General features: G+C 55.3%; 19 protein-coding genes. 9 read left to right on the top strand and 10 right to left on the bottom strand.

Annotated elements, in window-relative coordinates:
• Positions 1 to 213: 213 nt before the first annotated feature.
• Both H0921_RS10240 and H0921_RS10235 read right to left on the bottom strand, forming a co-directional pair.
• On the bottom strand, positions 214 to 534 hold the full coding sequence (locus H0921_RS10240; protein ID WP_228499362.1) for a P-II family nitrogen regulator: 321 nt from the start codon (positions 532 to 534) through the stop codon (positions 214 to 216).
• Positions 535 to 633: 99 nt separating this feature from the next.
• Positions 634 to 1,674, bottom strand: a complete 1,041-nt coding sequence (locus H0921_RS10235; RefSeq protein WP_194537971.1) for a HEAT repeat domain-containing protein — start codon at positions 1,672 to 1,674, stop codon at positions 634 to 636.
• Between the two features lie 353 nt (positions 1,675 to 2,027).
• Here H0921_RS10235 and H0921_RS10230 point away from each other — a divergent pair, with 353 nt between their 5' ends.
• Positions 2,028 to 2,885 (top strand): class I SAM-dependent methyltransferase, encoded by an 858-nt coding sequence (locus H0921_RS10230; protein ID WP_194537970.1) that lies wholly within the window; start codon positions 2,028 to 2,030, stop codon positions 2,883 to 2,885.
• Between the two features lie 63 nt (positions 2,886 to 2,948).
• On the opposite strand, the gene yidC is transcribed toward H0921_RS10230, so the two are convergent.
• The 4 genes from yidC to yaeI form a co-directional block, all read right to left on the bottom strand.
• A complete protein-coding gene (yidC, locus tag H0921_RS10225) occupies positions 2,949 to 5,300 on the bottom strand; it encodes a membrane protein insertase YidC (protein ID WP_194537969.1) in 2,352 nt (783 codons plus the stop codon).
• 109 nt (positions 5,301 to 5,409) lie between these two features.
• On the bottom strand, positions 5,410 to 6,165 hold the full coding sequence (locus H0921_RS10220) for a metallophosphoesterase family protein (protein ID WP_194537968.1): 756 nt from the start codon (positions 6,163 to 6,165) through the stop codon (positions 5,410 to 5,412).
• Positions 6,166 to 6,391: 226 nt separating this feature from the next.
• Positions 6,392 to 7,336, bottom strand: a complete 945-nt coding sequence (locus H0921_RS10215; RefSeq protein ID WP_194537967.1) for an SDR family oxidoreductase — start codon at positions 7,334 to 7,336, stop codon at positions 6,392 to 6,394.
• A gap of 73 nt (positions 7,337 to 7,409) precedes the next feature.
• Positions 7,410 to 8,309, bottom strand: a complete 900-nt coding sequence (gene yaeI, locus H0921_RS10210) for a phosphodiesterase YaeI (RefSeq protein ID WP_315851877.1) — start codon at positions 8,307 to 8,309, stop codon at positions 7,410 to 7,412.
• Positions 8,310 to 9,030: 721 nt separating this feature from the next.
• Between yaeI and csrA the strand changes: the two genes are divergently transcribed.
• Positions 9,031 to 9,240, top strand: a complete 210-nt coding sequence (gene csrA / locus H0921_RS10205; RefSeq protein WP_194537966.1) for a carbon storage regulator CsrA — start codon at positions 9,031 to 9,033, stop codon at positions 9,238 to 9,240.
• Positions 9,241 to 9,474: 234 nt separating this feature from the next.
• Here csrA and H0921_RS10200 read toward each other — a convergent pair whose 3' ends face one another.
• A complete protein-coding gene (locus tag H0921_RS10200) occupies positions 9,475 to 10,890 on the bottom strand; it encodes a serine/threonine protein kinase (protein WP_194537965.1) in 1,416 nt (471 codons plus the stop codon).
• A gap of 252 nt (positions 10,891 to 11,142) precedes the next feature.
• A complete protein-coding gene (locus H0921_RS10195; RefSeq protein ID WP_194537964.1) occupies positions 11,143 to 11,985 on the bottom strand; it encodes a DUF1559 family PulG-like putative transporter in 843 nt (280 codons plus the stop codon).
• A gap of 132 nt (positions 11,986 to 12,117) precedes the next feature.
• Here H0921_RS10195 and H0921_RS10190 point away from each other — a divergent pair, with 132 nt between their 5' ends.
• Positions 12,118 to 12,747, top strand: coding sequence for a superoxide dismutase (locus H0921_RS10190; RefSeq protein WP_194537963.1), 630 nt, complete (start codon positions 12,118 to 12,120; stop codon positions 12,745 to 12,747).
• Between the two features lie 458 nt (positions 12,748 to 13,205).
• A complete protein-coding gene (locus H0921_RS10185) occupies positions 13,206 to 13,631 on the top strand; it encodes a VOC family protein (protein WP_194537962.1) in 426 nt (141 codons plus the stop codon).
• 3 nt (positions 13,632 to 13,634) lie between these two features.
• Here the strand turns inward: H0921_RS10185 and H0921_RS10180 are convergent, their stop codons facing one another.
• Both H0921_RS10180 and H0921_RS10175 read right to left on the bottom strand, forming a co-directional pair.
• Positions 13,635 to 14,546, bottom strand: a complete 912-nt coding sequence (locus H0921_RS10180; RefSeq protein ID WP_194537961.1) for an NAD(P)-dependent oxidoreductase — start codon at positions 14,544 to 14,546, stop codon at positions 13,635 to 13,637.
• Between the two features lie 1,251 nt (positions 14,547 to 15,797).
• Positions 15,798 to 16,625: a sugar phosphate isomerase/epimerase family protein gene (locus H0921_RS10175; protein ID WP_194537960.1), complete on the bottom strand. Its 828-nt coding sequence runs from the start codon at positions 16,623 to 16,625 to the stop codon at positions 15,798 to 15,800.
• Positions 16,626 to 16,920: 295 nt separating this feature from the next.
• Here H0921_RS10175 and H0921_RS10170 point away from each other — a divergent pair, with 295 nt between their 5' ends.
• The 5 genes from H0921_RS10170 (at position 16,921) to cpaB (ending at position 21,862) form a co-directional block, all read left to right on the top strand.
• Positions 16,921 to 17,943, top strand: a complete 1,023-nt coding sequence (locus tag H0921_RS10170) for a phosphotransferase enzyme family protein (protein WP_194537959.1) — start codon at positions 16,921 to 16,923, stop codon at positions 17,941 to 17,943.
• Between the two features lie 402 nt (positions 17,944 to 18,345).
• On the top strand, positions 18,346 to 18,537 hold the full coding sequence (locus tag H0921_RS10165) for a Flp family type IVb pilin (protein WP_194537958.1): 192 nt from the start codon (positions 18,346 to 18,348) through the stop codon (positions 18,535 to 18,537).
• 101 nt (positions 18,538 to 18,638) lie between these two features.
• Positions 18,639 to 18,824: a Flp family type IVb pilin gene (locus H0921_RS10160; protein WP_194537957.1), complete on the top strand. Its 186-nt coding sequence runs from the start codon at positions 18,639 to 18,641 to the stop codon at positions 18,822 to 18,824.
• 393 nt (positions 18,825 to 19,217) lie between these two features.
• A complete protein-coding gene (locus tag H0921_RS10155) occupies positions 19,218 to 20,018 on the top strand; it encodes an A24 family peptidase (protein WP_194537956.1) in 801 nt (266 codons plus the stop codon).
• Positions 20,019 to 20,533: 515 nt separating this feature from the next.
• Positions 20,534 to 21,862: a Flp pilus assembly protein CpaB gene (gene cpaB, locus H0921_RS10150; protein ID WP_194537955.1), complete on the top strand. Its 1,329-nt coding sequence runs from the start codon at positions 20,534 to 20,536 to the stop codon at positions 21,860 to 21,862.
• Positions 21,863 to 21,869: the final 7 nt, after the last annotated feature.

The raw sequence follows: 21,869 nt of genomic DNA, 5'->3' as shown, positions 1-21,869 counted from the left end.
CAAGCTGCTCCCGGCAACCCAATCGCCGGCGCCTGCCAAACCACCATACCCCATCATCTTAGAAAACAGGTGGGATGTAGTCACTTGCCCAAGGGGGGTTTTTCCCATTTTGTTGCTTGAGTTCATCGCTCCCCTGATGCCATTCTCGTGATTTCGCCATCTCCTGCGTTTCGCCTGTTGTCACTTGTCTGGTATTTATCCCGTCTTCCCTCCTCAGAACTCAATGATTTCCGGCCAAGCCAGGGGTATCACAAAGATTTTTCCGTCGCCGATCCGGCCTGTCCGCGCTGCTTTGGGAATACGTTCCAGCAATTCAGCCACTTGGTCCTCGGTTGCCCACACCGTGATTTCCACCTTGGGCAAATAGGCTGTACTGAACTCGGAACCCCGGTAGCGATCCAGATAGCCCTTTTGTCGTCCAAACCCCTTCGCCTCGCGCACCACACAGGCTGCCACACCCACCTCGGTCACGACCTGCAGCACTGCCTCCGCTCGAAACGGCTTGACGACGATGATCAACTCTTTCATCGCCATGTTCTTCTCCCATCCCCTCCTCTGAGCGGCCGCTCCTTCCGCCTTCGTCTCCAGGGATGCACCACCGACGGCCTTTCAAGACCAGGCTCAGTATCAGGATCAGGGAGGACCACCTGCGGGACGCACCTCCCCATTCCTCATCTGGAGCGGAAGCTCCTGATAATACTGCATAATCCTGCGAGCCAGCGCATCAGGGTCTGTCCGAACTACGCTCTCCACCCAAGGGGGGCATAAGGAGCGGCGCTGGAGCCGGAGTTCCGCCACGGCACGCACGGCTGCCACCCGCACCGCGGCCTCCGGATCCCGCACGAGGTAGTGCAACCACGGTTCCGGATCCGCCACCCCATCATCATAACGCAATTCTGCGATGAGTTTGAGCCGCTCCTGGGCATCCGGATGAGTCAAGCGGCGGCCCAAATCGATCTCCAGCACTGTGCGTCCGCGGGACAAAAGAGCATCATGACAAATACGGCGTACCCCCTCATCGGGGTCGTGCAACCAATGGAACAGTTCTTCATCCGCAAGCCATACGGACGAATCACCAAAGGCCGCCACTGTAAACAGCGCCGCCCGCCGCACCTCCGCTTCCGAGTCCTTCAGCAATTCCAGCCACTGCTGACGCAACTGGGAACCGTAATGCCGAGCCATTCCCACAGCGTCTCGTCGCACCGAAGCATGCCTACTGCTCAATCCGCAGCAGACGATCCGCCGGCATGCTGGGACCTCCGCCCATCCTGGCCGCCCCAACACGGGCCGGGCCATTTCTAAGAGGGCTTTCTGTCCCTGCTCATCCGCTTCATCCCACACCGTCGCGGCCGCATCCAACCATTTCTGGATCACTTCTTCAGGCCACTCCTCCACCCGGCATTGCCAGGCGTGCAGCACGGCCTGGCGGGACGTCTCATCCCCGGCGATGAGGATATTAAGCACCCTTCGCTGCCCTATCTCTTGGAGTTCCATCAATCGCTCCGCTGCCCGCACTTTCTGCGATAACTCCGTAGCCGTCCGGAGCTGATGGGCGGCGTACCACGCCTGCAGGTGCTGTCTCTGTGCCAGCACTACCGCAAGGATCACACCGAATAGGAAGCCGCCAGCCAAAATGCCGCCGTATTTCCATCGCCTCGATCCTAAACCCGACATCGCTGCCACCTCCTCGGTTCCCCGAATTTCAGGGGATAACCAGAGTCTGTTTAACAAGAAATCACTAGCTATCTGCGAACATTTCCACAGCTTTGCACACTACAGAGGGCACCAATATCCCTCTCTCACACGAATGATCTCCAGAAGCGCTTGCATATGGTCAGCGGCGACCATATCGCCCCAGGCTTCGGGACTGCAAGGGGAATCGAAGCGGTGAGTCACTGTCAGGGCTTTCCGTTCTCCCCGAATAGCAGTTGGATTTTCGAAAAAATAACTCTTGACACAGTGTGTCAACAGCGATATGCACCCATCTCAATTACCACCGAAACAGAAAAAGCACGCTTGGGATAAGCATGAATGGTCTCGGACATCAATGGCTGTGGATGACGAGCCAGGGAAAAGCCGAACTGTCTCCAGCCTTTGATCTCGATGAGAGTGACAACCGCGAGGCGGTCATCTTGGCTAATCAGGAGCTGATCCGCCCCATTGAGTATCGCAGGGCTGCACCGGGATTAGTCCCCTTCTCGTCGGCGTGGTTTGATGAGTTGGAACAAAAACGGTACCAGCGTCACGGCTGGTGGCTACCCCACGCCTTGGAATTCGACCGTCATCCTGGCGAAAGCGTTCTCCTGCTTGGAGCGGGGCTGGGCAATGACGCCATCCGCTACGCACGCAATGGGGCAAAGCCAATCATCGCCGTCTACCCTCAGGACCCGGTCGCACGATTGCATCAGAATCTTTCTCGCTATAGCTGGCCGATCGACATCGTCCAGTGGGACGATGGGATACTTTCGCCTTTCCCCTCAGCGTCCTTAGACGTGATCTGTTGGAATGCGCTCTATGACCCCTGGCAACTCCAATCCAGCCGGGTCATAGAGGTGCGCCGTCTGCTCAAGCCTGGAGGAAAATTGATCTGCCTTACCCCGGCTTATTACGATGTGGCGTATTGGCAAGACCTTTTGTTGCCATTCCAGCGAGTGTATTGGACCCGCCCCCCTGACCCAACAACAGCCCCGAAACTGACCTCCCGACAACTAAGACACATGCTCGATGGCTTCTCGGAGATCACAATCACTCGGCGCCACCTCCGGCGTTCTGAATTGCCACATCCCTGGAGGCTACTACCGCTGAGTTTACTGGAAAGATTGATGGGACGCGTTTATGTTGTCAAGGCCGTAAAACCCATCGCACCTAGCAATCGCGCCCCGTAAGTCTGGCAATATCACTATGCCGACTGAGAGGGGGATTCAATCCATCTCAATGGCTGGCGGCGGTCACCTTTTCTTCCGACGCCTCTTCGGCTCCTCTGTGGACGGCTTGGTATTTCGTATTTGGCGCTTGGCCTGTTCATCGGCCTGGCGCTGCAACTCCTCTAAACGTTCCTGAAGCCGCGCTTTAAGTCTTCCCAAAAATCCTACCTGTTGTTCGGAAACGCTACTGCTGTCACGAGAAGCGTTCGCACTTTTGACACCACTGACTATGGGCCTACCATCGCTCACAACCGAGGTGTCTGACAGCTTCGGAATGAATTGCCGTTCGACCATTCCCCATATTGTGCTAATGATGAAATAAAGAACCAATCCCGCAGCAATTTTATAAAAGAATATTCCCATAAGGATCAACATGATTTTCATCATTTGCTGCTGCTGTGCCATTTGTTCATCAGTGGGTGGCGGCATCATTTTGTTCTGCTGCCAAAGCATCAATCCTACAGCAAGGATAGGTAGCAAATTGAAATAGGGACCAAGATAAAAGATACTTCCGATGTCCTCAGGAGTGCTGATAAATGGGATTTTCTCACCCCACCAAAACAACATATCCGGAGCTGCCAAGTTCTCGATCCACAAAAACGACTGCAAGCGGAAGAAGATACTCTCTTGCAAACAGAAGTAGAGGCCCATCATCACTGGCATTTGCGCCAGCAACAGCAGGCAGCCCCCCATTGCCGCAAAGGGATTGACACCATGAGCCATGAGGAGCCGCATCTTTTCCCTGTTGAACTCTGCTGGATCATGGGCATATTTCTTTTTGAGTTCCTCCAATTGAGGTGCCAACTTCTTTTGGACTTCCATCATTCGCAGATTCATTTGCGTCTGCTTCTTACTAGGGATGAAGAGAATCAGACGCACCATAATGGTCAGTATGAAGATACTCATTGCCCAACTGGGTATAACCTTGTGAATTGTCGCTAACAGCCAATGCATCAGATTAGTAAAAGCTATAACCAAATCACTCCAATATATGGCATATGCAAACCGTCCTAACCACGAAGGTGAATGGAAATCCGTAATGGTGCGCAAATCGAGTTGATTCTTATATCGTTCTACCAACTGCGGGTCTACCTCGTTGGGCGCATTCATCAGACCCAACAGTCCCACCTTGGCGGGTCCGTTGTAAATGAGGTACCGATGGGTGATGGTTTCACCCGGCGCAGGGTTGAGCGCTTCCGTCGCCGCTCGTATAGTGAGATCCGTGAAAAAGGGTTGGTTGGGGTCAGCTTGTTTGTCGAAGGGCAGCTCCGTGGTAGCACGAGCATAGGCCCATGGCTGCTTTACGGCCCCGTGTTGCTCTGCTTCATCATCAATCGCCAAAGCTGATGTAAAATATGGTGACATTATGGCAATGTATTTGAAGGTGTTTTCACCTTTTAGTACAACCTCTCCTCCCCGGCGCACAGCCACTGTAGCAGCATCTTCGTATTGGCGATGCATTCCACCTTTGCTGTCCCGCCAGCCAATCAACGCTACTCGATAAATCCACGTGTACCACTCCCCTTCGATCGGAAGACCCCGGGGTCCTTCTACTTGAAGGCGGATAGGTACGCGTGCTACCCCAGAGTCTGGCAAAGGCAGGCGCGTGATATCCAGTTGAAAGCCTATATGGTAGTCCTTGGGACCCAATGTATAGGTCTTGCGGATACGCAAGTAGTAGGGATCGCCCAACTCTTTTTCAAAGACCACTTTATGAATGCCATTTTCCGGATAGTCTTTTTCCACAACACGCCATTCTGTTTCCCCCAAATATGGATCCGGATATTTGTCCTCGGGGGTACTATAGTGAAAAACACGATATGAAGGTTCCGCCAATTTGTATGGTTCCGTGACAATTCCAGGTGTCAGAATTGGTTCCACATAGTCTTCGCGCAGGTATTTGGTCCGAACAGTACGCACACCGGGGATGAGGTACAGCGGCACCTTCTCGCCTGTCGGCTGGCCATTGACATCTTTGCGGCGGACTTCTCGCCCCAACCGATCTGCCGCGTCAAAGCGTGTCAGCACCACCTGTTGCACTCCCCCGCCGCGGGTGCTAAGCAGGACTTGCAAGTAGTAGTCAGCGTTGCCAAGGGGGATGAGGGTGGGCGAGGGAGGAGGCGGAGGTGGAGGAGCGGCGACCCGCTGGGGGACAGCCACACTCGCTACGGCACTGGCAATTGCGGCGATCGCCTGCCGTCTTGACTCTTCTGGCCGCTTCTGGGAATCTTCCTGGGAGGGGCGGTCTGGCGATTGTTTTTTCGCCGCTTGGGGTTTAGGGCGAGGAATCCAGTGTTTCTCGGCATACTGCCAAAGGAAGGTCAGAATTGCAGCCGCCACCAGAAATAAGCCAATATTGATGAGATTTTGACGCATGTGCTGGTGAACCCAGGGGGCGAGGCGTGGCTTTCAACTAGCGTTATCTTACGAATCCCCGCAGCAGGGTCACGATCTCCCATTCCCACACTTAGACACCGCCAATCGTTTACTTGCCTTCGCCCAGTCTGTCCCCTAAGAAGCGATCCAATTCGGGAATGGCGTAAATCTTGTCGCGTGTCTTCTGCCAGTCATATTCCACACGCCGAAACTGAATCGTATCATCATCATGTAAGACAACATAACAAGCACGCCAATTGCCATCACGAGGTTGGCCGACAGAACCTACATTACACAAGGTTTTTCGACCATCGAGCTTATAGACATGGTCTACATCTTCGGGGCTGAGGAATTGCAAATCTTCTGTAAATATCCCAGGGACGTGTGTGTGTCCTTGGAAACAATATCGTTCGACTAAAGCAAATATGCGTTCCATCTTACGTTGATTGTAAACATCCTCTGGGAAAACATATTCATTGAGAGGATTGCGAGCCGACCCGTGGACATACAAATAGCCGTTTTCCTTGTGGGTGCGCGGCCGTTCGGCCAGAAACTCCCAGCGGCGCTCCCGCACCTGGCGCGGCTCCGGAGAATGCTCCAGTTGCGAACGGGTCCAAAATATCGCCCGTTCCGCGGATTGGTTGAACCCATCGGGGTCGAACATGGCTCCCTGATCGTGGTTTCCCAACAGAACCACTTTGCAGGTTTCCATCACGCGATCGATGCACTCCCGCGGATTTGGGCCATAACCCACGATATCTCCTAGGCAATAAATGTCCGCGATCCCTTGTGATCGGATATCGGCGAGCACCGCCTCCAAAGCTTCTAGGTTCCCGTGAATATCGCTGATGATTGCCTTGCTCACGCCTGCTTCCCGCTGAGTACCCTGAACCAACACTTCCCCATTTATCTACTATACTCTCCCCACTTGTTTTCCTGCAACCCCGCTCCCTTATGGCACCAGCGGCATCCCACTGTCGACTTCGTGGGCAACCTAGTCGACTGATTCTCGATCATCACGTGCCGTATTCGCACGCACTGATTTGTTACTTGGAGTACCCCTCCGTCTGGGACCGAAATGCGGAATGAGGTCAGGCGGAGGAACGGAACCAGTGGACAGTGCGTTCCAGACCTTCCTCAAATGAGACGGTCGGTTGATAGCCGAGGTCCTTCTGGATTCGTCGGATGTCGGCACAGGAATAGCGGACATCGCCGGGTCGGGGCGGAGCAAAGCGTGGCAGAAGATGGGTGCCAAGTATGCGATTGAGAGCATCTACGAGCTGAAGGATCGAGATGGAACGCCCTGTGCCGACGTTGTAGGTGGGAGCGGGCAGGGATGGGGTGAACGCAGCACGCAGGAGGGCCTGGACCGCATTCTCCACATACGTAAAGTCTCGTGATTGAGTGCCATCCCCGTAAATGGTAGGAGGCTGGTGTTGTAACATAGCGGCGATAAAAAGCGGGATGACGCCGGAGTAAGGACTATCGGCGCGCTGCCGCGGCCCGAAGATGTTGAAAAAGCGTAGAGCGACCGCTTGCAGTCCAAAGGAGTGGGCAAAGGCCTGGAGATACAGTTCCCCGGCGAGCTTGGCAGCCGCGTAGGGGGATTTGGGCTGAACAGGTAGGGACTCACTTTGGGTTTGGTCCGCTCCCTGCAATCCACCATACGCACTGGAACTGGCAGCATAGACGATACGCTGGACGCGGTGCCGCCGGGCATGATCCAGGAGCAAAAGCGTACCGGTAGCACAAGCATGATGGGTGGCAGCGGGATGTTCTATACTGCGGGCCACAGAAGCCAACGCGGCAAGGTGGAATACAATGCGGACATTGCGTAAAGCTTGGTCCAAGGCATCAGGGTCTGTAACAGATGCCTGAATCAGTTCCGGGCGGGAGGGTAAGTGCCGCAGGTTATCAAGATGACCCGTGCTCAGATCGTCGAGAATGCGGACGGCGTAGCCGCGGTGAATGAGAGCTTCCACCAGATGCGAACCGATGAAACCCGCGCCGCCCGTAACCAGGATGATGCCGTCCATGTCTGGTCCGTTTATGCTCCTGCGGGATCGCCTCCTTTACCCGCAGCTTTACCCCCAACCGCTGAGGCAAGGACTAATCTAGAGGACAGGAAGGAACAGGGGAAGCTGGTGCATGCAAGGAAAAGATGGCAATCTCTGGGCGTGAGTTGAAACGGAAGCGCCAACCGTAGCCGATACCTTTGTTGACATAAAGATGGCCGTGGGGAAGTTGAAACAATCCGGCCGCATAGCGGCGAGCTTGACGCGGAAGCATAAACCGCCCCAACCCCGGCCAGTTGATTTGCCCGCCGTGGGTGTGTCCAGCTAGGATCAGATCGCAGCGGTGCGGGTGGAGGAGTTCCACAGTCCGTGGATTATGAGCCAAGACCAGACGCGGTGTGGCAGGACATGCTTGGGCAAAGGTCGCATGCGGATCCACCGTACCGCTCCATAAATCATCCAAACCGGCGACTAGGAATCGCGCACCTCGATACTGCACCGTCACAGCCTGGTTCCGCAACACCTGAATCCCGGCGTGGGTCAAAGCCTCAGTTACCGCTTGGTGCAAGCGAGGATAACGGCGCCACCCCAAGGCATTGCGCACTGCAAAATCATGATTGCCGAGGACAGCAAATACCCCGAGTGGCGCTTGTAATTGGCCAAGCAAGCGAGCGACTGTGGATACGTATCGATACCCCTTGTGGATGTAATCCCCCGTAAGAGCAATCAGGTCCGGTTGTTCTGCCACGGTGCGGGCCAGGGTTTCCTCCAGGTAGCTTAGAGGAAGATGTTTACCACAGTGAAAGTCGGTCAGATGAGCCACCCGCAACCCATCCAAGGTCGCCGGCCAATGGGGAAGAGCCAGCCGGTGATAGTTGATTTCCAGCCAGGTCGGTTCCACACAATAGGCATAGTGCAGCCGTGCCCAGGTTCGGCCCACCGCTCGTGCCAAGCGACCTGACCAACGCGACAGGGGGGTGTGTATCTCAGGCACTTACTTCTCTGCTCCTCTGATTCATCCGGTCAATTGCCACTTCCACCGTTTAGCTGTCATTGTGCGGGTCTTCACAAGGGAGATAATAGCAGGTTTGGCGACCGAAGCTTTAGGAAACCCGCACGGGGCACTTCATCACAGTTCATTCTAACATACTGAGTCAACGAGAAGCGTCGGGCTTGAAAAAACTCTTCCGTTATTCCCCATTCCCTCACTTGGAATCGTTCTCCGGCGAGCGAGTGAAAACGAACAGTGTTCCACGACCACCCATCAGACCAGAATCATAATGCGAGAATTCGCCTCACTTCGCTTTCAGATGTAAAAGGTACTGGCGACACCTCATGAAGTGGAAGATTCCGATAACACCCCCAAATGTCCAAAAACTGAACAGGCGGTAGGCAAAAATGGCCTTTAAACCGTGCAAGGGGCAAATTTTCATGAATTTGGCACGAAGTGGTCCTTGACGACTCCTTGGACACTGCTTTACAGTGGTGTAGGACGGCCTTTGTATCTCAGGTATGAACAAGGAGATACATAGGCAGGAAACTAAAATGGTGCCGCCTCCCTGGTGGAAGGGCTGCGATTCACCTGCGGATTCTATTACGAGTGCACTCACGGAGGGAGTCGCGGCGGAGCGACTGAACCACCTCCTGAGCCAATATCGAGGAGCTGGCGGTATGCCGCAACCGTCTCAACGCCCTGTTGGGAAAGATAGACACCTATGCTCGTACTGTCCAGAAAAAAGAATGAATCGGTGATCATCAACAATGACATTATCATCACGGTGATCGAGATCCGGGGTGATAAGGTGCGGCTGGGAATTGTTGCGCCTAAGGATGTACCGGTGCATCGGGAAGAAGTCTATGAGGCGATCCACGGTCCCGGTAGCGTACCATCTATTGTAACAAAACACGAAGAGCCGCCCCGCTAACACTGAGGATCGAAACACCGAAGTTTGTGCTCAACTCCTGAAACTATCAGGAGCACCGATGAGTTAGTACCTCCTCCCGTTTTCTTGCAAAACTATCGACCACTCGCCCACATCATTTCCATCAAGCCTTTCGGTGATTGACTATTCATCTGGACTCAGACCTTGAGCGGCTTTTTCAGCGAAGCCGAGCACTTATTCCAAAGCTTTTCGGTCATTCAATTCGGCGTTTCACTTCTAACGGAACAGCAGCAGGATGATGATAGTAACGAGCGCCAGAAAGAGAGCCGCCGAGAGAATAAGAATGACGAGGCGTACGTAAGGTGACGTAGGAGGGGGTGGGGAAGGGGCATGTACAGGAGCAGCTACGACAGATGAGGGTTGAGGACGAGGCGCAGCAGGCTGGGTTTCCTCGAAACTCAAGGAAGAAGTCGTTGGGGCCGCAGGACGGGGTTGAGGCCGAATGCCACTGCTCGGGGGTCCGGCAAAAGAGGGGGGATTACTCCGTAAGGCCGCCACGAGAACTTGGGAAGCGGAACCAGCGAAGCTAGCCGGACCCGGATTAGTCGAGAGACGAGCTGCCACTCGTCCTGTACGATCGGGAAACCAAGCTGGGTCTGGTAACGGCACTTCCGCAGGTACAAAGGGAGCTAGAGCCTCTAAAAGTTCCGTGGGGTGTTGATAACGCTCCTCAGGTTTTTTCCGCAGCAGGCGGTGGAGGATGTCTGACAGTTCTCGTGGCACTTCAGGCCGGATCTCGTGGATTGGCGTTGGCTCACGCATCTGTTGCCAAAGGAGTTTCTGGGCCGTCTTGCCTTCGGGAAACAAAGGGTGGCCAGCCAATAAAAAGTAAAAGGTGGCCCCCAACGAGTAGAGGTCTGCTCGCACATCGACCGTCGAGCTATCGATCGCTTGTTCCGGTGCCACGTAGTCCGCGGTTCCCAAAACCGCATTATCAAGGCGGCGGGTAATCCCTCCATCTCCGTCATGGAGAGAGCGCACCAATCCAAAGTCCAGGATTTTGATGATGCCGTGCCGGTCTAACAGTAGGTTGGCAGGTTTAATGTCCCGATGGACAAATCCCAGCTCCGTGGCGTGAAGTAACCCAAAGGCCGCTTGGCGGATGTAGTCGCAAGCCAAGGAGACAGGGAGCGGTCCATGGCGGGCTACAATGTGTTGCAAACTGGTACCATCCACGTATTCCAGAACCAGGAATAGGAGGCGGCCTTCCTCGCAAAGGTCATAGATGCGGACAATGTTGGGGTGATCCAATTGGGCGGCTGCACGAGCTTCGCGGAAGAAGCGGGTGCGAGCTGTGTTGTCGTCATAGGCATGGGGCGGCAGAACTTTCAAGGCCACCAAACGCTGCATGCGGACATGCTCGGCCAGGAAAACCTGACCCATCCCCCCGCTGCCAATTTGCTCCAGAATGAGATAACTGCCGAGGATGAAGCCTTTGTACTTCCCCGCAGCCAGCTTCTCAGCATGGAAGGCTGTGATCAACCCTGCGGCTTGTAAACGCTCCAGCAGTTCCGAAGGTGTGGTGGGAAACTGTGACTGCTGGGTCAGAAATTGTTCCAGCCGCTCAGACGGGATTATGCCGCTGCGGCGGACGCGATCCAGCATCTCTTCCACAGTCGTCGGCGGCGGCATGTCATTCCCCTGCCACGACAAGACCGTAAATCGCTATCTATTTCAACGAAAGTTTAGAATATTTTTACTCCGCTGGGGAGAAGTTTTTCGATCTTTTGGCTAAAAAATCGCGTCGATTCTCGCACTTCTGCAAAATTTATGCTAACCGCACTAAAGCATAAAAAGATGTTTTACCCTCATTCGATGGAAAAGTTTGCTTTCCAGAACCTTATCAAAAAGTATGCAGGGAGAATGACATTATGTTTTGGAATGTCACTCTGGCGGTGCTGCGCGCTGATCCGCGATGGTAGCCAACCTCAGGAGAATTTCCGGCGTCGTGTGAATACTCAGGAATCGAACGGAGCCGTCACAGAGGGCGAAATGGCCGCCGTGCGGGAAAAAGCCACCAAATTGCCCCTTTGTTCCCAGAAATGGCGGTGCATCTTCCGTGGGATCTATACCACGAGTCGTCGCCCAACCTCCCCGCAGCCACGGGCCGTTCTCATGTGCTGTCTCTGCCAAAAGAAGTGTGTTGCTCAGCCCCTTTTGAACACGCGATAGGGGTGTGGGAGCATCATAGCGCCAGGCACCCGCCTGGGGAGATGGAGGGGCATTTTCTGGCAAAGTCAAGAGGGCAGCCTCGCGTCCGATGCCCGCTATGGCGACGTAATGGGCAGGAGCCGCTCCACCAGCAGGAAAGGTTTCATCGCGGAGCGGTGCGAGCGGATTTAGGGCACAACGCAAACGGACCGTACTGGCTTGTTGATTGGCCTCTGCCGACCATGGCGCTTCTCGATCGAGTAATGCCAAAGCTTGAGCTGCTCCCGACGTCTGTTGATCCAATCGAGCCAGAATCAGAGCATACCAACTGAGCCGATCCTCCGCAGGAATGCCCGCCAATACTACAGTCGCTGGTGGAATCGCTTGGCTAGCCGCTAATGATGCATCGTTCCTCTCGGTTTGCACTTCCAGAGCCGCAAGGGCTAACTGTCTCAAGTTATGTTGGCTTTGCATGCGTGCAGCATCCAACCGGAACCTCTGCGTATAGGTCAGCACAAAGGATGCCACCAGGAAGATGAGCAATCCTCCGACACTAACCGCCACGAGGGGACGCATGCTGTCTCCTCCATGCTCCGCTTTGTGCCTACACTAATTACGCCTGCAATGTTGGCGCGGGTCGGCTAGCGGGGCCTGTCCCAGCGCTCACTGGTTCTGGAACCCGTGGCCTCAAACTCTAAGGAGAACACCATGCCCCACACACTCCCTGCTTTGCCTTACCCCTTCGATGCCTTGGAACCTTACATCGATGCCCGCACGATGGAGATCCACTCTCAAAGGCACCACAAGGCTTATGTGGATAACCTGAACAAAGCTCTCGAAAGCGCACCGGATTTCGCCCAACTCGACATCGTGACTTTGCTACGCGAGATCAAGAAAGTTCCGGAATCCATTCGTCAGACGGTCATCAATAACGGCGGTGGGCATCACAACCACTCGCTATTCTGGGAGATTATGGGACCCAAATGTGGGGGCGAACCCAGCGGTCAAATCGCCGAGGCCATCCGCGAGGCATTCAACGACTTTGCCAACTTCAAACAAGTCGTGAAAACTAACGGTTTGACCCAATTCGGCAGCGGCTGGAGCTGGGTGGTCTATAACCCTGCCTCCGGCAAGCTGGAAGCCATCAAACGACCGAATCAAGACAGCCCTCTCATGGAAGGGTTGATTCCCGTTCTGGGCGTCGATGTCTGGGAACACGCCTACTATCTGAAGTACCAAAACCTGCGGGGGGACTACATCGATGCCTGGTGGAATGTCGTCAACTGGAAAGCCGTGGAAGATCGCTATATCGCCGCCAAATCAGGCAAAGCCCTCTAACACGTAGGGTGAGGGACTTCCTGATCTCGCATGGCGGTAAGGCTACTTCCTTTTCTCTGGCGGAACACTTTGATCCATCCGCCGGCAAGGCTGGCTGCCTCTATTGCCGCTGCCGGCGGAGAAGGGATGACGCGTAATTCCATTTTCAGCCAACTCTCCCACTGACCCGCCAGGGAGTACTTGCCCGTTCGCTTTGGCAACGTTGAGGAAGAATTGTTTCCCTTATTGGCCCAGCAGGGGTAGTGCCCCTTCTCATCTCCCATTTATTTAGATTTTCGGGATCGGGACGACTCAATCCCGACTTATCGAGAATAGGAGTGGAAACGAGACGGGAGGGGAAAGGTCGTTTGCTGGAACGTCTGGCTTGCCTACTGACATATCGAGCTAAGCCGAAGGTGTGGTAAAAGGAACGCAGGAGCCGCCCTGATGGAAGCGAATGTCCGGTGGGAGTGGATGTCATGGTGGCGTTACAACGGCAGCGGTTGATCCCGCATCTGGTCGTAGCGGATGTGGCACGAGCCGTGGAGTTCTACAAGCGTGCCTTGGGGGCTGAAGAAGACACTCGATCTGCCCTGGAGAATGGAGGCGAGCCGGCATGTGTGGCATTGCGGATTGGCCCGGCTATGTTTCATGTATGTGATGTTTTTCCGGAAGGGGGTTGCGGACCGGAATGGGAAAAACATTCCCATGTTTCTGTGACTCTCCATCTGGAAGTAGAGGACTGCGATCATGTGCTGGCGCGGGCTGTCGCCGCTGGAGCGGAGGTGATCTTTCCTCCACGGGATATGAGCTGGGGAGACCGCTATGCCCGCATTCGGGATCCCTTCGGGCATGAGTGGTCGTTTGCACACTCCGGGACACAACAGCAGCGATTTGCTGCCTGATCCTCAACTCCGTTGGACGTTGTTGATTTTCTCCAAAGCTAGCAGGAGTGCTTGGGTTCCTTTGCGGCCATAACCGTGAGCACGGACAGCTTCGTACAACTGCTTGGCTAGGGCTAGCCCAGGAAGGCAGAGGTTCATCCGTTCCGCCTCAGCTAAGGCGATACCCATATCTTTGATGAAATGCTCGACATAGAAGCCCGGCTCGAAATCTCGCTTGAGCAGGCGCGGCCCATATAGGTCCAAGGAACGACTCCCTGCCGCTCCCACACTCACGCTTTGCAACACAGTTTCCAAATTCAAGCCGGCTTTGTAGGCGTAGAGCAACCCTTCACACAGCGCAATCATGGTGGAGGAGATGAGAATCTGATTGACCATTTTGGTATGCTGCCCGGCGCCAGCAGGCCCCTGGTGGACGATGGTCTTCCCCATAGCTTCCAAAACAGGGCGAACAGCTGCCACCGCCTCGGCATCACCGCCGATCATAATCGACAACGTAGCGTTTCTGGCTCCGAGGTCTCCGCCGGAAACCGGCGCATCCAAGGCGGCAACTCCGCGGGCTTTAGCTGCCTCATAGATTTCGACCGCCAGACTGGGTTCGCTGGTCGTCATATCCACCACGACCATCCCCGCTCGGCTGCCCGCCAGCACTCCTTGCGGACCCAAGAACACTTCCCGAACATCCTTCGGATAGCCGACGATGGCGAAGACCATATCACTTTGCTCCGCCACCTCTTTCGGCGAAGCGGCCAATTGTGCTCCCTGGTCCAATAAGGGTTGGGCCTTTTCCACACTGCGGTTATACACCACGGCCTTATAACCCTTGTTCATCACATGCTGGCACATCCACCGGCCCATCACACCCGTGCCAATCCAGCCGATGCGAGTCTTTCCAGGTTGGGCTACATTCACGTTCATGGGTCAACTCACATTGAGGGAACAATGGGTGTTCTACGGCGGCTTCCAACGGTTGCGGGGGCGAGCAAGCTACCCCAAGCAGCGCACGTCAGCACAAGCCATCCCGAAGTTTTCAGGCCTTCTACTCAATCCCGTTTTTGGGGACTCGGAAGCCCGACCGCTTGTGAGAATCATGCTAACAATTGGTCCGCCTAGCGACCAGAAGCGAAGTTTCCGGCTAAACGACGGCTTCAATAGGGTAGGATGTTTCTGGATAAACCTAGCCTCGGAAAAAGTCGCATTCCGTGTGTTCGCAGGTCAAAACAGGCAGAGGTGGGTATTCCCGATCTTCCTCGCATAGACGAAGGTTGCGGTCACGCCTTTGTCTCGTCTCCTGTTACGGGAACAGCGCCGGTACAATCCCTCTCTCCCGCAGAGTCAGCAGGATACAGAAAAAGGAGCGAACCGTTGCAGACAGTGCGTCTGACGTGAAGTGTCGGCATCAGGAGGCAATGTACACAATCGGGAGACGAAAGTGTGATACTCTCACTCACCCCGGCCGATGGGAACAAAGACCGCAGTGGAAAGACGGTCCATCTTCCGAATCTTGAGAAAGGAAGCTTCCGATGATCACAATGCGACGATTCCTAGGAACATTGGGTTTGGGGATAGTGGTGCTCTGGCCAGTCGGGTCGGCCCAAGCTCAACAGCCGGCTCCGGTGATCATTCCGCAGCCAATGCCGGCGGGGATACCCCAAAATAACGCCCCTGTATTGGCAACACCAGTTCCGGTTGCGGTTCAGAGTCTGCCGGCAGTACCCGCGGCCCAAGCCGGAGCGGTATCCACCCCATCTCGGCTACTGGTAAACGGGGGAAATGGTTCCGCTCTGGGTACGAGCAGTGGCACGGCTTGCAATGGCGGGCCAGGCACGGCTTTGGGTGCCGGTAAAGCCCACATTCAGTTCGGTCAGTATGGGCGGCAGTGTGCCAATGGTTGCGGCAGTTGGGCAGGCAATTGCGGCTTCATTTTTGGGTCGTGTCGATCCTTCTTCGACCCCTGTGGACCCCTGCCGCTTGGATGCAAGAAATGTCCCACTTCTCCTTTTGGCCATCCATATGGCACGGGCGCCAATCGCTGCACTTACGATTCGTATCTCAACCACTGATGCGGCCCTAACGCCCGAACAATCCGAGGCCTTGTAGAGATGCCGTGGATTTCCGCTCCCCCTGTCAACCCCCTGAGCTGCTAGCGGGGAACGATTCGGTGGAACTTCAACCTCGCGGGATGCCGACCTGACGCATGAGTCGGTCGGTGGCCACATAGGCTTCTTCGACCCACTCCACAATTTTGTCCGGTTCCGGAGAGTATTCCAACTCGATGCTCATGGCTCCATCCTCAAGCCCCAGAGCAGCAATCTCACGCAAATATGGCTCGAAAGGAACCACACCTCGTCCAGGTGGCAGGTCCCCGTGAACCTTCCCGTCGCAGTCCGAGATGTGCACGTGGATCGCCTTCCCCTTGAGCGCGCGCAGTTCTTCGGGCTTCGTTCCAGAAAGCTGCAAATGGCTGATGTCAATGTTGGCTCGTACCGCCGGATGGTTCACCTCATCCAAAAAGCGGACCATGTTCGGTACGTTGTTGAGCAAAGACAAGCGGAAAGGTTCCAATTCCAAGGCGATTTGCAATCCCAGGTCCGCCGCGTAATCGCCCAAGGATTGCAGGTGACGCACCGCAGTACGCCATTGTTCAGCCGGCGGGATAACCTGCTGCTCCCAGATATACTCTCCTAGCACCAGAAGCAAATTGCGGGCTTCCAGTTCGTAACAGAAATCCAGATACGCCTTGCAGCGTTGCCAATGGAAACGCTGGACACTGGGATTGAAGTCGATCAAACCGACTGCCACGCAAGCCACACTGATGACAGGTAAACCCGCTTGATTACACTCCTTGCGGATCAGCCGCCGTTCTTTCGCATCAATCTCCAACGGATCAGCAAATATGTCGATGCTGTCGAACCCAATGGCCTTGGTCTGGCGAATGCCCCAGGCCGTTCCTTTACCCGCTTGCACCCATGCGGAATTGATCAGCCCCAATTTCATGGCGACAGCCCTCACGTACTATTGGCGGACCTACAGATATCCCCCTCCGTCGTACCTCTTAATGCCCTCTGGGCATCGCTGAATATGAGTCGATTTGCTGGCCTCCAGTTTATCTTTTCCCCGGTTACAAGTTATGAAACGGCAAACATGGAGTAAATGGGAATGGTAGATAGGACAAACCGAGCGGAAAGAACCTCACTCGTTCCGTTCGTACTATATATCTGTTCCGAACATCTACAGTAGGATGTGCAATTGCTAGCTGCAGTCGTTATTTGAGGCTCCTGGATCTGCTGGTATGATCAATCCACCATTACACCATCAGGAACACATAATCCACGGGTATAACGTGAAAACCATTCCTGACCCCGTGCGACAATCGTTGACCGCACCAATGGCAGGGTGGAGATGGGAATTATGCCGCGGGGGTCTAAGCGGTGCCGTTATCTGGCAAGGTTTAGACCCAACGGGACATATTCGTGTTGCCTTGAAATGTTGGCCCGCAGAGATGACACCCCAACGCCTTGCACAAATCCACAAGTGGATGCAGCAGGCGCATCACCTTCCTTTCGTCCCCCGCATCCATACTTGGGTGCATGGCGGAACCATATGGACACATGAGGGTGTTTGCTGGGACCTCACCCGTTGGCAACCGGGACAACCTCGCGACAAGCCCACGTTGAAGGAAGTGGAATTGGCTTGTCAAGCCGTCGGCCTCTTGCACACCGCTTGGCCTGTGCAACGGTATGGCCCATGTCCTGCTATTCAGTCACGCATGGATTGGTTGAGCCGGTGGCTCAGATCGCCTCGCCTGAGCGAGGCATTGCTTCGCCGCTACCCTCGGTGGGAATCCATTCTCCGCGACGCCGAACGGATCCTGCGTGAACATGCAGAACCCGTGTTGAAGCGGTTGGTATACTGGACAAAATTAGAAGGGCCATTGCAAGTGTGCGTGCGTGACCTGCGAGCGGAACATGTGCTTTTCACCGATGTCGAGGGAACACTGATGGTCAGCGGAATCGTGGACTTCGGGGCCGCCCAGGTGGATCATCCCATCGTCGATCTCGCCCGTCTGCTTGGAGATTATGCTGCCTCTGCTCCAGCTCAATCCGATGAGTTTTTCGCGGCAGGAGTGCAAGCCTATGAAACCACAGGACGATACCTGGGACAGTGGCGGGATTGCGTGTCGCTTTTGAGTCAAGCTGGAGCACTCGCTGCTGGGATCCGTTGGTTAGACCGACTGGAACGCGATATGGCGATTCCGGCTTCTACCGAGGTTGTCTTCCAGCGCATACACGAATTGTTTCGTCTCTGGTTGTGATCGGCTTCCGAAGCGCCTGACCACACGTCGCAAAGAGCTGTTCTACCCTCCAGCAGCGCAATTCCCCGTTCAGATACCGGCAGAGTGTCCGAATCTCCTGCAGTAACCGCTGTACTTGGCCGCCTCAGGAGAAGGTGGGATTTCGATGGGCGCATAGACTCTTTCTCGGATCGTGTCTGGGATCGCAAACTGTCAGATATCTCGGAAGAACCGGCATTTTTTTACCTTCTTGCCGTTTGACAGCTTGGCAAGACGCACTAGGGTTGGTGTGGGGATGAGAGAGTGGAGTCCATCACCCAGCAGAGCAAACGGAAGCCGACGGGTGATTGATGCTCCACCGGGCAGTGAACGACGCGGAAATACCCCTGCCCCGACCCACGCCCGACTATGCGGGAGCCAGCCATGCTCGGCCGGATTGTCCAAAGAGCGTACGCCTTCTTGCACAGCGAGGATGGTCCCACCGCCGTGGAGTACGCCGTTATGCTTGCTTTGATCCTGATGGCGGTCTTCGCCGCTGTCACCCAAATCGGCGGTTACACCAGTGACATGTACAACGACCTGTCCCTCCAAGGAGTCAAGGTCAAGGTGCCTTAGAGCGCCCACCCGCTGACGCGTGTCGGCGGATTGTACGCTCGCAGGACGGTACTGTGAGCGATTGTTTCAACGGTCCGTCTGTACCTAAAGGAGTTGTTGCCATGCGCAGCCTGTTCCACAGCGTCGTGTCGTTCCTCAAGAAGGAAGATGGCCCCACCGCCGTCGAGTATGCCGTGATGCTGGCCCTGATTATCGTCGTCTGCATTGCGGCCATTACCACTCTCGGCCAGAACGCCAACGACACCTTCAGCTTCGTCGGTTCCAACATCGCACCCAAGACGAACTGAGTTGTGGCTCACCCCCCTTCCTGTTTCTCTCCTGGGTTAGCCATAACCTCTCGCGACAGCCATCGAGGCACGGGTCAGATCCGGATCACACCGACAATCTGACCCGTGAGCTTTTTTCAGAAGATGAAAATATTGGCTCTGTCACTTCACCCCAATACCCAAGGCCAAGGTTGACCCTTCTCAGTCATGTCGAGCCTGTGGTCAGACTTAGTGTTAGGCAGAAGACAAAAACTTCCAGTACTGAGCAGAAGACAGAAACTTCGACCCGGCGTCAAACTTTTGCGCGAAGTGGAATAGGTGTCGGTTTTACCGGCATGGCTGCTGGGAAACGCATCACTTTCCTTTGCGAGTCGGTGAATCGCGCTCTAGGGTTGCGTCGGAGGTAATCCATCAATGAGCATGCCAACGACGTCCCCGCTCAGCAGCGCCGTGGCAGTCGCCCAAACGGAGCCGGGGTGGGATCGGGAACTAGGACGCCAACTGTCGAGGGTACCGCTATGGGCCTTGCTCTGGCTCCTGGCATCGGTTTTGGCCCACCACATGTGGCAATGGTACTGTCCCGTGGGACTCAATGCTGGACCTCTACTCGTGGTCAGTTTCGGGATGATTCTGGCTGCGATTATCGACGGTTGGGCTTTCAAGGTTCCGAACTGGCTGACCCTTCCCCTCATCCTCAGCGGATGGCTGGCTGGTCTGTGCCATACTCTCGGCTGGTCCATTGATTCGGGCACAGGCGGGCTTGGCATCAGCTTGCTGGCAACCTTGTTCGGTTTCGGTTTGCTGCTGCCCATGTTGGTTCTTCGCGGGGTAGGCGAAGGGGATGTCAAGATGCAGATGGGATTTGCCGCGTGGATGGGGGCGTACTTTGGCACAGGCGATACAACCTTAGCCGCCGGTATGGACATCCGTTTGCACGCTCTGGGAGTCGTCTTCTGGGCTTTTACCTGCGGAGCACTTTTCGGTGGCCTATTCGGCTTGGCCATGATCCTTCTGCGACGGCGCTTCCGCGACAATGCCCAGATGTTCCAAGCTATGGCTCAGGACCTGTTGTTGGTAACCCAAGGGCAATTGCATCAGGCCACTATCCAGGCTGAGCAGCGACGAAGCCGCTGGGTTCGCTTGCCCTATGGAATACCGCTCTGTGTCGGCTTCCTTTTTTATCTGTGGGTGGTGCTAGTCGCCTTAAGAAACTGAGACTGCAATGAGACTCTGGCCGAAAAGCGACTTTTGTATTGAGCTGAGCCTTCTCCCAGATTAATCGGGAAAACATGTATGACTCGCAATGCTGGACAACATCGAGACGTTGGAAAAACAGTCAAGTTAAACTTGTTCCGGACAACTGGAGCAACCGGAAAAAAGTGAAGCGGCACCGGAAAGGCGGTCGAAGTTATGGACAGGACGGACAGGTCAGGGTGCGGCAAGGAAGAGGAGAACCGATCGGCACAGCAACTTCGGTGAAAGTGAATCGGCCGCCGAAAGGTATGCCCACGGGCGTGATTGTACTGGAAAACTCTCCAGGACACCGCAGGTGAGTTTGATTGGCGGGGAAAAGGTGCCTTCGATTTACGGCGAGAAGGTGTCAAGGAGAGAGGGCAACGCGCCTAAGCGAGCATCGCTCAGCGATGGTAGGGAGGTAAAGTTCGCGGTCATTCGTCGATCGCGGATTTGCACATGACGAACCGTTCGCCCGCTTGTGAGGGTTTGCATCTATGGCACAACGCAACTTACTTCTTATGGTCGTCGCGGTGGGATGCGGTTTGGGCGCCGCTTTCCTGACCACCCGCATTAGCGCCAAACCGAAGATCGAGCAGATCGAAGTCTATGTAGCAGCCAAAAATCTGCCTGTGGGCACTGTGCTGAGCAAGGAAGAATTGCAAAAGAACCTGGTTGCCAAAAAGGCTGTTCCCAAGGATGCTTTACCCCCCACAGTTGTGTTGAAAGAGGAGGATTTGCTGGATCGCCGTCTGACTCGCTCGATCCAAGCTGGCGAGTTTATCACCAGCAACGCTTTGACAAAGGGTAGTGTCATTACCCTGCCGGACGGCATGGACATGGTCACACTGCCGGTCAACACGACGGCAGCGGTTGCCGGCTTCGTCGGGCCGGGTACGCGGGTCGACGTACTCGCCACTTATCGCCAGGGGAACCGGCTGGAAGCTTTCCCATTACTGGTCGATATGTTGGTGCTAGCCGTTGACACTCACGCCTCCTACGAATCCACCCCGAATAAAGGAGGCGGAGCTTTCACCAATGTCAGTTCCGTTTCCTTCGCCGTAACTCAAGAGCAAGCCCTCATTCTCAAGATGGCGGAGCATGCGGGCTGTCATCTCTCGCTCCTCCTGCGCAATCCAAACAAAAAAGAGGAGGAGGCATACGATCTGGAACAGGTTAAGAAGCGGTTGCGGGCGTTGATCCTACCCAGCCGTGTCGAAGAGCCATCTTCCAGCGGCGATAGCAGTGCTCCCACTCCCCCGGCATCATCGCCTCCCGTGGAAACGGTCAAGGTGTGGGTCGCGACCGACGAAATACCAGCAGGGACCTTGCTTACCAAAGAGTTGCTCAAAGAGAAATTCATCGAAAAGGAAATACCCAAGGAGTTTGCCTCCGGGGCCATCAGCGATCCGTCCGCCGCTATCGGCCAACTCGCCCTGAAAACAATGGTCACGCGGAACCAGTGGCTCGCAGAGGGAATGCTTGGTCCTCCCCCGCCCAAGCCCGCACCACGCGATGAATTCCAACCCCCCAAAACCGAGGTGGCCGGGCCAACAAAACCACCCTCAACCCAGCCCGAACCCAAACAACCCGCGGCTCCGCCACGCCGGCCTATCCGCGAAATTGCTGTCCACACGGCCAACCGCACTGAGATTTACCGCTACGAGGAGGTCCGGCCTGGTGAATGGCGACTCAAAGAAAAAGTGACCCCGGAGCAAAATAATCCGTCCTCGGCTGGGGACACACACGAACAGCCCAAGGAAGGCTCGTCTCCTAACACTCAACCTAAACCCGACGATAAGGCCGGAGGATCGAAAGTGGAGTAAGCCTTGC

Source organism: Thermogemmata fonticola (assembly GCF_013694095.1).
Classification (GTDB): Bacteria; Planctomycetota; Planctomycetia; order Gemmatales; family Gemmataceae; genus Thermogemmata; species Thermogemmata fonticola.
This window is presented reverse-complemented; position numbering and strand designations above follow the sequence as displayed.